Annotated in this window: 14 protein-coding genes; 5 read left to right on the forward strand and 9 right to left on the reverse strand. The window is 59.7% G+C overall.

Features of this window, described 5'->3' with window-relative positions:
* A partial coding sequence (locus QMX98_RS08825) for a phage infection protein (protein WP_282410577.1) occupies positions 1 to 337 on the reverse strand: 337 nt, incomplete at its 3' end.
* Between the two features lie 225 nt (positions 338 to 562).
* On the opposite strand from QMX98_RS08825, the gene QMX98_RS08830 reads away from it, so the two are divergent.
* Complete coding sequence (locus tag QMX98_RS08830; protein WP_282410578.1) at positions 563 to 1,183, forward strand: isochorismatase family cysteine hydrolase; 621 nt, start codon at positions 563 to 565, stop codon at positions 1,181 to 1,183.
* A gap of 6 nt (positions 1,184 to 1,189) precedes the next feature.
* Here the strand turns inward: QMX98_RS08830 and QMX98_RS08835 are convergent, their stop codons facing one another.
* From QMX98_RS08835 to QMX98_RS08845, 3 genes are all read right to left on the reverse strand, one after another.
* Entirely contained in the window at positions 1,190 to 1,909 is a 720-nt protein-coding gene (locus tag QMX98_RS08835) for an anti-sigma factor (RefSeq protein WP_200668086.1), read from the reverse strand.
* The gene (locus tag QMX98_RS08840) at positions 1,906 to 2,433 is read right to left on the reverse strand and encodes a sigma-70 family RNA polymerase sigma factor (RefSeq protein ID WP_010458612.1); all 528 of its coding nucleotides are present in this window, start codon (positions 2,431 to 2,433) and stop codon (positions 1,906 to 1,908) included. The genes QMX98_RS08835 and QMX98_RS08840 overlap by 4 nt, the downstream gene beginning before the upstream one ends.
* A 92-nt stretch (positions 2,434 to 2,525) precedes the next feature.
* On the reverse strand, positions 2,526 to 3,047 hold the full coding sequence (locus tag QMX98_RS08845; RefSeq protein ID WP_010458614.1) for a DUF3455 domain-containing protein: 522 nt from the start codon (positions 3,045 to 3,047) through the stop codon (positions 2,526 to 2,528).
* Between the two features lie 159 nt (positions 3,048 to 3,206).
* Between QMX98_RS08845 and QMX98_RS08850 the strand changes: the two genes are divergently transcribed.
* Positions 3,207 to 3,830, forward strand: a complete 624-nt coding sequence (locus tag QMX98_RS08850) for a glutathione S-transferase (RefSeq protein WP_010458616.1) — start codon at positions 3,207 to 3,209, stop codon at positions 3,828 to 3,830.
* A 67-nt stretch (positions 3,831 to 3,897) separates the two neighbouring features.
* Here the strand turns inward: QMX98_RS08850 and QMX98_RS08855 are convergent, their stop codons facing one another.
* Positions 3,898 to 4,338 carry a CBS domain-containing protein gene (locus QMX98_RS08855; RefSeq protein ID WP_007944798.1) on the reverse strand — a complete coding sequence of 147 codons (441 nt, stop codon included), beginning with the start codon at positions 4,336 to 4,338 and terminating at the stop codon, positions 3,898 to 3,900.
* Positions 4,339 to 4,671: 333 nt separating this feature from the next.
* On the opposite strand from QMX98_RS08855, the gene QMX98_RS08860 reads away from it, so the two are divergent.
* Positions 4,672 to 7,032: a DNA polymerase II gene (locus QMX98_RS08860; protein WP_282410579.1), complete on the forward strand. Its 2,361-nt coding sequence runs from the start codon at positions 4,672 to 4,674 to the stop codon at positions 7,030 to 7,032.
* On the opposite strand, the gene QMX98_RS08865 is transcribed toward QMX98_RS08860, so the two are convergent.
* From QMX98_RS08865 to QMX98_RS08875, 3 genes are all read right to left on the reverse strand, one after another.
* A complete protein-coding gene (locus QMX98_RS08865; RefSeq protein ID WP_010458619.1) occupies positions 6,997 to 7,467 on the reverse strand; it encodes a DUF1810 domain-containing protein in 471 nt (156 codons plus the stop codon). The genes QMX98_RS08860 and QMX98_RS08865 overlap by 36 nt on opposite strands.
* A 30-nt stretch (positions 7,468 to 7,497) precedes the next feature.
* The gene (locus tag QMX98_RS08870) at positions 7,498 to 8,319 is read right to left on the reverse strand and encodes an aldo/keto reductase (RefSeq protein WP_282410580.1); all 822 of its coding nucleotides are present in this window, start codon (positions 8,317 to 8,319) and stop codon (positions 7,498 to 7,500) included.
* Between the two features lie 112 nt (positions 8,320 to 8,431).
* The gene (locus QMX98_RS08875; protein WP_282410581.1) at positions 8,432 to 9,580 is read right to left on the reverse strand and encodes an aldose epimerase family protein; all 1,149 of its coding nucleotides are present in this window, start codon (positions 9,578 to 9,580) and stop codon (positions 8,432 to 8,434) included.
* 250 nt (positions 9,581 to 9,830) lie between these two features.
* Here QMX98_RS08875 and QMX98_RS08880 point away from each other — a divergent pair, with 250 nt between their 5' ends.
* Together QMX98_RS08880 and QMX98_RS08885 are read left to right on the forward strand one after the other, a co-directional pair.
* Positions 9,831 to 10,580: a hypothetical protein gene (locus QMX98_RS08880; protein ID WP_282410582.1), complete on the forward strand. Its 750-nt coding sequence runs from the start codon at positions 9,831 to 9,833 to the stop codon at positions 10,578 to 10,580.
* Between the two features lie 255 nt (positions 10,581 to 10,835).
* Positions 10,836 to 11,621, forward strand: a complete 786-nt coding sequence (locus tag QMX98_RS08885; protein WP_010458623.1) for a sulfite exporter TauE/SafE family protein — start codon at positions 10,836 to 10,838, stop codon at positions 11,619 to 11,621.
* Between the two features lie 181 nt (positions 11,622 to 11,802).
* Here QMX98_RS08885 and QMX98_RS08890 read toward each other — a convergent pair whose 3' ends face one another.
* Positions 11,803 to 13,131, reverse strand: a complete 1,329-nt coding sequence (locus tag QMX98_RS08890) for a TolC family outer membrane protein (RefSeq protein ID WP_083377213.1) — start codon at positions 13,129 to 13,131, stop codon at positions 11,803 to 11,805.
* Between the last annotated feature and the right edge of the window lies 1 nt (position 13,132).

Here is a 13,132-nt window from a genome sequence, read left to right on the forward strand (position 1 = left end):
GGTCGGAACCACCTTCAGCGACGCGGTTTTCGATCAGACGGTCAGAACCACCTTCAGCGACGCGGTTTTCGATCAGACGGTCGGAACCACCTTCAGCAACGCGGTTTTCGATCAGACGGTCGGAACCACCTTCAGCAACGCGGTTTTCGATCAGGCGATCGGAACCACCTTCAGCAACGCGGTTTTCGATCAGATGGTCGGAACCACCTTCAGCCACGCGGCTTTCAATCAGACGATCCGAGCCGCCTTCAGCGACGACCGGGTGAGCAGAAGAAGCGGCGAAAGCGTTAACTGCAAAAACCGAGAAAGCGATGCTGAGAAGGATTTGGCGTTTCATGATGGTGTGCTCCGGGGTGTAGTTGTTTGGTATGGAGGCGATGTTACGCCCCGGAGTTTTTAAGAGAACTTCATTGAGGTGATGGTGAACATCGACGGCATTGATAGGTGACACGATCCCCCTCACGCGGGCGTGATGGTTCAGTCGTCGGATGGCGGCGGCGGGGTCGATCGGCGCTTCTACACTGGATAGCTGGCGCGTGCCTTTGCCTTCGAGGAGTCGATCATGAGTGCCACTTCCTATGCTCCCGAGCACACCGGCCTGCTGCTGGTGGATCCTTACAACGACTTCCTCAGCGAAGGCGGCAAACTGCATGGCCGCGCTCAACCGGTGGCTGATAGCGTCGGTACGCTGGCCAACCTGAAAACCGTGGTGGCGGCTGTTCGCAAGGCCGGCATCCAGGTTTTCTATGTTCCGCATCACCGCGCCGAGCCCGATGAACTGGCGCACTGGAAACACCCCACTCCCTATCAACAAAGCGCCAGCCGTGCGCAAGTATTTGCCGCCGGAACCTGGGGCGGGGAATGGCACCCGGATTTCCAGCCACAGGCCGGTGACGTGATCGTCAAGGAACACTGGGGCGGCAGTGGTTTTGCCAACACCGATCTGGACTATCTGCTCAAACAGCACGGGATCAACAAGGTTGTGGTGGTGGGGATGCTCGCCAATACGTGCATCGAAAGCACCGCCAGGTTCGCCGCCGAACTGGGCTATCACGTCACGCTGGTGCGCGACGCCACGGCCGCGTTCAGTGCCGAGGCCATGCACGCCGCGCATGAGATCAATGGACCGACGTATGCCCACTCGATTGTCACGACGGCGGAGTTGATCGCGGCGCTCGGTTGATCGCGCTCAGATGACTTTCACTGCCCGACCGATGAATTGAATCGGCCCGGTCGGCTTGCCGATCGGTGAGCCCTGCGGATTTTCCAGGGTCAGCTCGAACAGTTGATTGGGTTGCAGTGGCGGCAATTTGTCGAGCGGAATCGATAGGGTCTGTCCCGGTTTGACCAAGCCCAGAGACACCGGTCCTTGCCAGTCATCGGCCTTGGTCCAGAACTCGAGCGCCTTGTCGGCCGGGACCTCAATGACACCCAGCGGAATCAGCTGGATTTCCCTCGGGTTGCTGGCCTGGATCACCCAGCCAGGTGCCTTGTCCTGGGGGCCGACCAACACCACCAGGTAGGTAGGCTTGACGGTGGTTTGCGTCAGCATCAAGGCGCCGAGCAGCAACGTGGCCGCCAGCCCTGCACCAGCGAGCCCGCGCCAGAGCGGCAACAGATTCCACCAGGATAAAGACTGAGCCGCGATGAGCGACGGTGGCCGTGTCACCTTGTTCACGCTGCGCTCGATACGCTGCCAAAGGTAGGGTGACGGCGGGTGAGGTTCTGCCAGATCGGTCAGGCCGAGCAGGCGACGCTCCCAGGCGTCGACGGCGGCCCGTAACTCAGGTTCGTCGGGCAGGCGCTGTCGGACCTGGGTGCGAAGCTCTGCGGACAGGGTGCCCAACACATATTCGCTGGCCAGTTCGTCGAGTTCTTCCGGGGTTTCATTCGTCGGTTTGCTGATCATCCCATGCACTCCCGCAGTGCCGTCAGGCTCCGCTTGATCCAGGCTTTGACGGTGCCCAGCGGGGTGCCGAGTTTGTGTGAGATTTCAGTATGAGAATACCCGTCGACGTAGGCATGCAGGATACAGGCGCGCCTTGCAGGCTCCAGTTGCTCCAGGCATTGATGAATGCGCCCGGAATGAGCCTGGGCATCGAAGGTTGCCGTGTCGTCCACCCCATCGAAATCACCTTGAATCTCGCGGCTGTTGTCACGGATGAAATTCAGGGCCAGATGCCGCGTCAAACTGAATATCCACCCCCGCGCCGACCCTCGCGCCGGGTCGAACTGCGCGGCGCCATTCCATATCTTGATGAAGGCATCGTGGACGATGTCTTCCGCCAGCGCAGTGTCACGCACCAGGCGTTTGGCAACGCCCAGCAGGCGCGGACTCTCCTGCACATACAAATCACGCAGGGCCTGACGCTCACCGCGAGCGCAGGCGGCGATATGGGCTTCGTAATCGAAAAGAGTTTCGGGTAAGGACACTGAGTTCAGCCGTCAATAATGGGCAGCAGCCCCGGGCCATCGGACCGGGGCCAATGCTGAGCAGCGTAGACCAATTTCCCGCAGGTCTGGTTTCAGTTGGCCGCCCAAAAAATGTAATCCGCCTGGTACTTCACTATTTCTTGCTTGCCCTTGTTGGCCGCCGAGCATTCAGCGCTCGGAGCCACGCCACCTTTGAGGGCGACGCGCTGGATGTAGCTGACGCCGGTCATTGCGCCTTTTCCTTCGGCCGGGTTGGCCTTGACCAATTGATAGGGCAGGTTGCCCGGACTCGAAGGCGCGACAGCCAGTTGAGTGCCGGTGACTTTCGAACCGTCTTTCGCCTGCCAGGTGGCGGGCGGTCCGAAATAGGTGCCGACCTGTTTGCCGCTGCGATCATTGAGTACCGCTTTGGGGCCGACAAAGAACCATTCGGTCTGGCCGGCGGCATTGACCTTGTCACGGCATTCGTAAGTGATCTCGCCGACACCGGTGGTTTCCAGGGCGACCTTGTGCCCGTCCGGGACCTTGATACTGTCGGGCAGACCTGACTGGGCGTAGGCCATTGGGCCCGCGACGAACAAACCGGCAAGGCAAATCAGCTGTTTGGCATTCATGAATAGCGCTCCGTAAATGAGTAATCTGCTCGGCAGCCTCAGGGGCTGCTACTGGTACTACCCATCGGAAAGCGATTTGGATGCAGTGGCATAAAAAGAAATTTTCCAGCATGGTCAGTATCAGATGCTACAAAGAGACACTCTTGAAGGGGGGTGCTTATGTACCAGCTCTACGGACACCAGAACTCCGGCGCCGCCGCGATAGAGGCCGCCCTCGAACTCTGTGAAATCCCTTATCGCTTTATCGACGTCGAGTCGTCTGCGGAGGCTGCCAAAGCCCTGGAGAAACTCAACCCGCTCAAGCAGATTCCCACCTTGCAATTGCCCGACGGCAGCGTCCTCACCGAAAGCGCGGCGATCCTGATTCATCTGGGGCTCGCGTTTCCCGAGTCAAACCTGCTGTCGAACACGCCCGCCGAGCGTGATCAAGCGATCCGGGGCCTGGTGTACATCGTCAGCAATTGCTATGCGGCCATCGGCATCATCGATTACCCCGAGCGCTGGCTGATCGAGCCGAATCAATCGGCCATGGAAAACCTCATGGCCGGCGCCCGTCGACGGTTGCACTGGAGTTGGGAGGTGTTTGCCGATCAGTTCTCGGGCGAGTTGTACCTGGACGACGAGACGCCTGGGGCGCTGGATGTGCTGGCGGCGGTGGTGACGCGATGGGCGGGCAGTCGTGAGCATCTGCGCAATGCCCGACCCGGTTTTTATGCGTGGCTGACGCGAATCGACCGCCACCCGACGCTGGCACCGGTTTTCGCCCGGCATTGGCCAACCTGAAAACCAGGCAAATCAAAAGTGGAAGCGAGCCTGCTCGCTCCCACAGGGGAACTGCGTAATTTCAGAGTCACTCGCCGCGAATGTACTGCTCCAACTGGCGAATCAATTCAGCCTGTTCGGCGATGGCTTCCTTGACCAGGTCACCGATCGACAGCAAGCCGATCAACTTGCCGTTTTCCACCACAGGCAGGTGGCGCAGGCGTCTGTCGGACATGATGCCCAGGCAGGTATCAACGGTTTGATGGGTGTCCACGGTGATCACCGGCGACACCATGATGTCGCGAACCGGCGTGCCCACCGAAGAACGGCCATGCAGCACCAGTTTGCGCGCGTAGTCCCGCTCGCTGATGATCCCCAGCACTTCGTCATTCTCCACCACCAACAAGGCGCCGACGTTTTTTTCGGCCATCTTCATCAGGGCTTCGAGCACCATGTGATCGGGTTTGATCTGGTGCACTTCCTGATTTTTCTGATCTTTCAACTTGAGCAGTTGGGCGACGGTTTTCATGATGGCTTCTCAGGTGTTGTCGTTGTTATTGAAGAATCGTAGACCCAGGCGCCGAGGGCAAGGCGGAAAGCGGCAGATAACGCGCAAAAAACGTCATTCGACGGATTTTTTTCGGTTAACCGGAAGTTTTTCGCTGATCCATGGGCTGATCTCAGCCCCCTGTGGGAGTGAGCTTGCTTGCGATAGCGCAGGGTCAGCCAATACAAGCGGCGACGGATGCACCGCCATCGCGAGCAAGCTCGCTCCCAAAGGGGTTGCATTCAGCTCAGAGAGGGCTATCCCCCGCGATGACGCGTAGAATTGCCGCTTGAATCAAATCTTGAGGTTGCAGTGGTGGATTTACAGCAGGGCTTCGTCCTGACCCGGCATTGGCGCGACACCCCGGCCGGTACGCAAGTCGAGTTCTGGCTGGCGACCGACGCCGGTCCCCAACGTATCCGTCTGCCACATCAACCGTCGGTGGCATTTATCCCGGCGGCCCGGCGCGAGCAAGCCGAGGCTGTTTTGCGCGGCGAAAAAAATGTCGAGCTCAAGCCATTGGCCCTTCAGGATTTCGAGCACCGCCCGGTGCTCGGCCTGTATTGCCAGCAACATGGTCAGTTGATGCGCCTGGAAACCGCGCTGCGCAAAGCCGGCGTCGAGATGTTCGAAGCCGACGTGCGCCCGCCGGAACGCTACATGATGGAGCGCTTCATCACCGCGCCGGTCCTTTTTGGTGGCACGCCAGGGTCCGAAGGCCTGCTGCTCGACGCGCAGATGAAACCCGCTCCCGACTACCGGCCCAACCTCAGGCTGGTGTCCCTGGACATCGAAACCACGGCTCAGGGCGAGTTGTATTCCATTGCCCTGGAAGGCTGTGGCGAGCGCCAGGTCTACATGCTTGGTCCGCCCAATGGCGATGACAGCGCGGTGGATTTCCAGCTCGACTACTGCGACTCCCGAACCGTCCTGCTGAAAAAGCTCAACGAATGGTTCGCCCGCCATGACCCCGACGCGATCATTGGCTGGAACGTCGTGCAGTTCGACCTGCGCGTGCTGCACCAGCACGCCCGTCAGTTGGGTGTACCGCTGAAACTGGGGCGTGGCGGCGAAGAAATGCAGTGGCGCGAACACGGCAGCCGCAACCATTACTTCGCCTCCGCCGCCGGCCGGTTGATCATCGACGGCATCGAATCCCTGCGCTCGGCGACCTGGAGCTTCCCCTCGTTCAGCCTGGAAAACGTCGCGCAAACCCTGCTCGGCGAGGGCAAGGCGATCAGCACGCCGTACCAGCGCATGGACGAAATCAACCGCATGTTCGTCGAGGACAAGCCGGCACTCGCCACGTACAACCTCAAGGACTGCGAGCTGGTGACGCGGATTTTCGCCAAGACCGAGCTGCTGACCTTCCTCCTGGAACGGGCCAGCGTCACCGGTTTGCCGGCGGACCGCAGTGGCGGTTCGGTGGCGGCGTTCACCCACCTGTACATGCCGCTGATGCACCGACAGGGTTTCGTGGCGCCGAATCTGGGCAACAAGCCCGCGCAGGCCAGCCCCGGCGGTTTTGTCATGGATTCGCAGCCGGGCCTGTACGAGTCGGTGCTGGTACTCGACTACAAAAGCCTCTATCCGTCGATTATCCGCACTTTCCTGATTGATCCGGTCGGGCTGATCGAAGGCTTGCAGCATCCCGAAGACAGCGAGTCTGTGCCGGGTTTTCGCGGTGCGCGTTTTTCCAGGACCCGGCATTGCCTGCCGGCGATCGTCGCGCGGGTAGCCGAAGGCCGCGAGACCGCCAAGCGCGAGCACAACGCGCCGTTGTCGCAAGCGCTGAAGATCATCATGAACGCCTTCTATGGAGTGCTCGGTTCCAGCGGCTGTCGCTTCTTCGATACGCGCCTGGCGTCGTCCATCACCTTGCGCGGCCACGAGATCATGCTGCGCACCCGGCAGCTGATCGAAGCCCAGGGGCACACGGTGATTTACGGCGACACCGATTCGACGTTCGTCTGGCTGCGTCGTGCCCACGGCCAGGAAGAGGCCGCGCAGATCGGCCGCGCGCTGGTGGACCACGTCAACCAATGGTGGCGCGAACATGTGCAACAGGAATACGGGCTGGAAAGCGCCCTGGAATTGCAGTTCGAGACCCACTACAAACGCTTTCTGATGCCGACGATTCGTGGCGCCGAGGAGGGCAGCAAGAAGCGTTACGCCGGGCTGGTCACCCGCGCCGATGGCACTGACGAAATGGTCTACAAGGGCCTGGAAACCGTGCGCACCGACTGGTCGCCGCTGGCCCGGCAATTCCAGCAGGAACTGTACTCACGGATTTTCCATCGCCAGCCGTATCAGGATTACGTGCGCGACTACGTGCGCAAGACCCTGGCCGGCGAGTTCGACGACCGCCTGATCTACCGCAAGCGCCTGCGCCGTACTCTGGATGACTATGAACGCAACGTGCCGCCCCACGTCCGTGCGGCGCGGATCGCCGATGACTACAACGACCAGCAGGGCCGCCCCCGGCAATACCAGAACGGCGGCTGGATCAGCTACGTGATCAGCGTCGCCGGGCCCGAACCGCTGGAGATTCGCAGCGCGCCCATCGACTACGACCATTACGTCACCCGGCAATTGCAACCGGTGGCGGATGCGATTCTGCCCTTCGTGGACGACGACTTTTCAACCTTGATTGGTGGGCAACTGGGCTTGTTTTGAGTCCAGCAGCTGCAGCGTCCAGTCATCCCGTATGCCGTGAAAGTATTGATCCAGTGCCTTATGGAACACGCTGCCCTTGGGGGCGATTTGGGCGAACAGGGTCATCGACGAGTGAAACTTGAGGTTGTCGGGGTGTCCGAAAATCTCGGCGATCGAGCGTTGTTTGATGTCCAGGACCAATTGAGTGCAGGTTCGCAGTCGAGCGCCCAGCGTTGGATGCTCAAGGTAGGCCACGGCTTCCTCGCGGGAGCGGATCGCGTAATGTCGAGACATCTGGCTACCGCCCAATCCGGCGAACTGCGGAAAAACGAACCACATCCAGTGCCGGCGCTTGCGGCCGGCTTTCAACTCTTCCCGGACCCACTCGAACACGGGGTCTTGTGCTTGCACAAAGCGTGGCAAATTGAAGTCGTCGAGCTGATCAGTGCTTCTCATGCAGAAGCCCTCTGACAGTACCGCGATGGCTCAGACCATGGCCAACCGGTGCTTGCGTTGTGGCGCGTGAAACGCGTGGTCCAGCGCCTTCAAGTCCTCGCCGTCGAGCCGCAGTTGTGCGGCCTGCGCATTCAGTTGCACATGTTCAGGAGCGACCGCTTTGGGGATGGCGATCACGCTTGTCTGTCGCAGAATCCATGCCAGTGCTATCTGAGCCGGCGTCGCGGCGTGACGGGCGGCAATCTGCCTGAGCGCCGGATGGGTCAGCATCGTTCCTCCCTGACCGATGGGACAGTATGCCATCAACGGCTGCTGATGCTGTTGACACCAGGGCAGAAGATCAAATTCGATGCCGCGCTCTTCCAGGTTGTACAGCACCTGGTTGGTAGCGCAGGCCGGTGAGTTCAATTCCTCCAGGTCGTCAACGTCGAAATTGGACACGCCCCAACGGCCGATTTTGCCATCTTCTCGCAGGCGTTCGAAGGCTGCGACGGTTTCCTCGAGCGGATACTGGCCGCGCCAATGCAGCAGGTATAAATCGATGTAATCGGTGTTCAAGCGCCGCAGGCTGCGTTCGCAGGCCTGGGGGATGCCTTTGCGGCTGGCGTTGTGCGGGTAGACCTTGCTGACCAGGAAGACCTTGTCGCGCAGGCCTGTTATGGCTTCACCCACCACTTCCTCCGCGCCGCCTTCGGCATACATCTCGGCGGTGTCAATCAGGGTCATGCCCAGCTCGATGCCCAGGCGCAGCGCGGCGACTTCCTTGTTGTGTTGCGAGGGATCTTCGCCCATGCGCCAGGTGCCTTGACCGATGACCGGTACGTCGACGCCGGCCAGTTCGAGGGTCCGCATGAAAACCTCCTTTTTCGAATCGATAGATACTCTCCAGTTGGCAGCAGAATACCCCGGTGGTTCCGTGGACGTGTAGCAGCTGCTCGGCAGCTGCTTGATTGTGGGGGGATGTTTAGTGGGCCGAAAACTTCAGCACAGTGCTCTGGGTATAGGTCTTGCCCGGGTCAAGTCGGGTGGACGGGAAGTTCGGCTGGTTCGGTGAGTCCGGGTAGTGCTGGGTCTCGAGGGTAAACGCGCCCCAATGCGGATAAACCTTGCCGCCCTTGCCCTTGACCGTGCCATCGAGGAAGTTGCTGGTGTAGAACTGCACGCCGGGTTCGGTGGTGTAGAGCTGCAAGCGGCGCCCGGAGAGTGGGTCGTTGACATCGGCCGCCAGCTTGCCCACATCACCCTTGGCGTCCAGGGCCCAGTTGAAGTCAAAGCCGCCCTGTTTCGGCTCGGCGAATTTCAGTTGCGGGTGATCGGCCTTGATGTTTTTGCCGATGGCGGTGGGTTGTGTGAAGTCCATCGGCGTACCCGCGACCGGGGCCAGTTCGCCGGTCGGAATCAGTTTGGCGGTGACCGGCGTGTAATGGGTCGAATGCAGGGTGACGAGCTGTTTCAGAACATCCCCGTTGCCCGCGCCGGCGAGGTTGAAATAGCTGTGATTGGTCAGGTTCAGTACGGTCGGTTTATCAGTGCTGGCCTTGTAGTCGATGCGCAGTTCATTGTTCTCGGTGAGGCTGTAAGTGACCTCGGTCTTGAGGTTGCCGGGGAAGCCCATTTCGCCGTCCGCCGACAGATAGGTCAGGGTAACGCCCACCGAATCCTTGCCTTTGCTCGGCTGAGCTTTCCACACGTGCTTGTCAAACCCCTGCGGGCCGCCGTGCAGCGAGTTGGAGCCGTCGTTGAGCGGCACCTGATAGCGTTTGCCGTCCAGTTCGAACGCGCCGTTCGCCAGGCGATTGCCGAAACGCCCGATGGTCGCGCCAAAGTAAGCGGTGCCGCTCTGATAGCCCTGGACATCGTCAAAACCCAGCACCACGTCGTCGAGCTTGCCGTTTTTGTCCGGCACCTTCAGCGACTGCAAAATGCCGCCGTAGGTAATGATCGTGGCTTGCAGGCCATGGCTGTTGCGCAAGACGTATTGCTCGACGGGTGTGCCGTCGTTGGTCTTGCCGAAGGCTTTGTGTTCGCTGGACAGGCCAGCCGCTTGAGTGGGGAGAGTGGCGATCATCAGGGACAGTCCGAGGCCGGAGAGCAGGTGTCGGGAGTGCAGCATGGTTGACCTTCCTTTTTGTTGTTTTTGGAATGTAGTCATACTAATAACCGATTTTGATCGTCGATCAAGGAAGGATTTATAGCTGATATGTGAAGCGTTGCAATTAAAAGTATGACTAATGTGTCGGTGTTCGTTATGGAGGCCAGGGTTTACGGACCATCGGCACTGCACTTTTTCAGCTTTGGCGGCTCTATCCTTGGCCAGCCTGCGGCGATCCCCTCCGTCGGCCAATGCCCAAGTTCAAGCACCCATGGCTCGAGTTTTACCCTTCTTCGCTTCACTTCTACGGCGCCGATGCCTGCTGCTGGCCAGCCTGTCGATGCTCTTCGCCAGCGGTTGCAGCCAGCAACAGGGCAGCGACATCGTCAGCCAGTTCCGCGAAGGCACGCCTCAGGAATTCCTCCAGACCAGCGTCGACCGCATGGCGACCCTGGCGATGCGCGACAACCTCGACAGCCTCTACTTGCTGATGAGCAAGCTCTACCTGCGTAACCCGGACGAGTTGAAAAAATCCGGCTTCCTCGACGCCCGCACCGCCGGTAAACAAGTGCGCCTGGCCATCGAACAACAGCAGCCGCTGCCGACCCTCGGTGGCAAGAAGGACCTCGCGGCGCTGAGCTACGCCATGAGCCCGGAGTTTCTCGGCGACCGGGTCGGCGCCTTCATCTACGCCATCGGCAGCATGCTGGTCACCGCTCACGGCAACCGTCTCGAGTTCTATATGACCGATGCGATCAACCCGACCTTCGTCAACAACGCCGCTCGCAACATCGAGAAAGCCACCTGGATCCTGAGCCAGCGGCAAAACAAAAACGGCGAGCCCTTGCTGTTCTCCAACGAAATTTCGGAGGAGGGCAGCAACCTGAGTTTTGCCGTGGAGTTCGGCAAGATCGTCGCGCGGCTGGATCTGCTGACGCAGATGCTGGACGAGCGTTATCGGCGGATCGGCCTGAACTACGCGCAGAGCTTGCTGTTTTTGAATTTCCTGCCCGTGCAGTAAATCAACCCCACCGCACTCACTGACACAGCAGATCCCCCTGTAGGCGCGAGCCTGCTCGCGATAGCGTTGGCACATTCAATATCACGTGACTGAAACATCGCCATCGCGAGCAGGCTCGCTCCCACAGGGGGGTTGAGTAAATAGGAAAAGTAGTAAGTTGTGGAATAACGATAGTTCGCATCGATATAACTGGTTATAAGAAAAATCGCTATGCTGCGGTCCAGTTTTTCCATGCGTTTTATTGCGGGCGTGTTAATGGATTTCGTTAACTTCGGGTTGGTGGTGGCAGGGTTGGTCGTCGGCTTTATCGTCGGCATGACCGGGGTAGGCGGTGGGTCTTTGATGACCCCGATTCTGCTGTGGTTCGGTATCAATCCGGCCACGGCGGTGGGCACCGACTTGCTGTACGCGGCCATTACCAAATCCAGCGGTGTGCTGGTTCATCGCAAGAACAACAATATCGACTGGGCGATCACCGGTTGGCTGACCCTCGGCAGCGTACCGGCAGTAGCGTTGACGTTGTGGTTCCTGAGCAGTTTGCAGACTTCTCCCGACGCGATGAATGCCGTTATCAAACAAGCCCTCGGCTTCGTTCTGTTTGCCACGGCCCTGGCGATTTTCTTCAAAAAACGCCTGCTCGACTTCGCCCACAAACGGGCTGGCGGCCATTACAACCCCAGCGGTTCGCGCCTGAATGTGTTGACGGTCATCACCGGTCTGGTCCTGGGCACCATGGTCGCACTGACCTCCATCGGTGCCGGCGCCCTCGGCACCGTAGCGCTGTTCATCCTCTATCCGTTGCTGCCGACACGCCGCCTCGTCGGCACGGAAATCGCCCACGCCGTGCCATTGACCCTGGTCGCCGGCCTGGGCCATGCCAGCATGGGCAACATGGATTGGCAGGTGCTGGGTTACTTGCTGGTGGGTTCGCTGCCGGGGATTTACCTGGGCAGCCACTTGACCGGTCGTATCTCCGACGAAGTGCTACGTCCTTGCCTGGCCACGATGCTGGTGTTGATCGGCTATAAACTGGCGTTTTAGCGTGTACCCCAGATAAAAATGTAAATTGTCTAGTCTTGAAGCAGGGCTACGCCTGTTTCACCCGAACGCCCGATGCACCGCATCGGGCGTTTTGTATTTTAAGGACAGGTGTGGGCACTTTTGGTTGTCGATAAAGATCGCTGCCGCACCCTCTGCTCAAAAAGTGCTGCGCAGGTGAAAATCAGTTGGTGACCAACAGTTCCGGGCCGAGGTAGTCGTTGATGTGGTCAATATCGTCGTCGCCCAGACTGCCGACCGAAGAGGCCAGGCGCAGGCGCGACATCAAGTAGCGCAGCTTGGCCTCGAACAAATCGTGGCGCGCATCGAAGAGCAGCTCTTCGGCATTGAGAACGTCCGAGTTGGTGCTGGTGCCGCCTTCTTTAAAGCCTTTGCGTGTCGAAGTCAGTGAGCGTTCGTTGGACTCCACTGCTCTCTCCAGCGCACGAATACGTTGGGCGCCGCTCTCTACGCCGCGATACTCACGGGTGGTACCGGAGATGACTTCCTGGCGTGTAGCGTCGAGTTCGTCCAGGGCCTTATAGCTATTGGCACTCGCCTGGCGCGTCAACGCGCTAGTGCCACCACCGTTGTACAACGGGAAGTTTGCCTCCAGCCCGATTGAGGCGTAGCGGTTGCGTTGATTCAGCTCGGAGATTGATTGGCTATCGCCCGCGGTGTAGCCGGCAACGAAATCAAGTGTCGGCCAGTGGCCAGCCCTGGCGCGCTTCACTTCTTCTTCAGCGAGGTCGCTGCTATGACGGCGCGCATGGATCAGCGGGCTGTCAGTCTGAGCCTTGATTAACCAGTCCTGCAGGTTGCTCGGTAGCAGCGGTGGCGTATTGAAGGTCGGACGCAAGGTGGTCAGGGATTCGGGGGATTCTCCGATGTATTCCTCAAGCTTGCGGCGCGCGTTGACCAGGTTGTCCTGCGCTTCGATCAGCTCAACCGCGGCGAGGTCGCGGCGAGCGATCGACTCGTCGATGTCGGTGACGGTACCGGCCCCCAACTCCATGCGTCGTTTAGCCGAAGCGAGTTGCTCGTCAAAGGCGTTTAACTTGGCTTTGGCAAGGATGATGGTTTCGCTGGCCAGGAGCACGTCGAAATAGCTTTCGGCCAGGCGCACTGCGGCGTCCTGACTCTTGGCATCGAACACCGCGACGCTATAGTCGGCACGCTGTTTACCCTGGCGGAACTCGGCCATTTTCTGTTTGTTGAACAGCGGCTGGCGCAAGCGCACGTTAGCGCCCTTGGAGTCGTAGTCGAGATCCCTTTCGATGCCGCTCTGGCGCTGGGTGCCATTGACCTTGTTGTCGTAGGCCGAGGCACTGATCTGCGGTAGCAGGCCGGCCTGGCCAATGGCGCGGTTTTCCAGGCCGGCCTCTTTTTCATGTACGGCGGCGCGATAGACGGGGCCTTGGTACTGCAACAGATCCCAGGCTTGCTTGAGGTCCATGGCGCCAACCGGGAAGGACAGCGCAAGCAGGCAAAAGATCAGGCAATGACGGTCCATT

Origin of the sequence: Pseudomonas sp. PS02303 (assembly GCF_029959925.1) — a bacterium.
Taxonomy (GTDB): domain Bacteria; phylum Pseudomonadota; class Gammaproteobacteria; order Pseudomonadales; family Pseudomonadaceae; genus Aquipseudomonas; species Aquipseudomonas mandelii.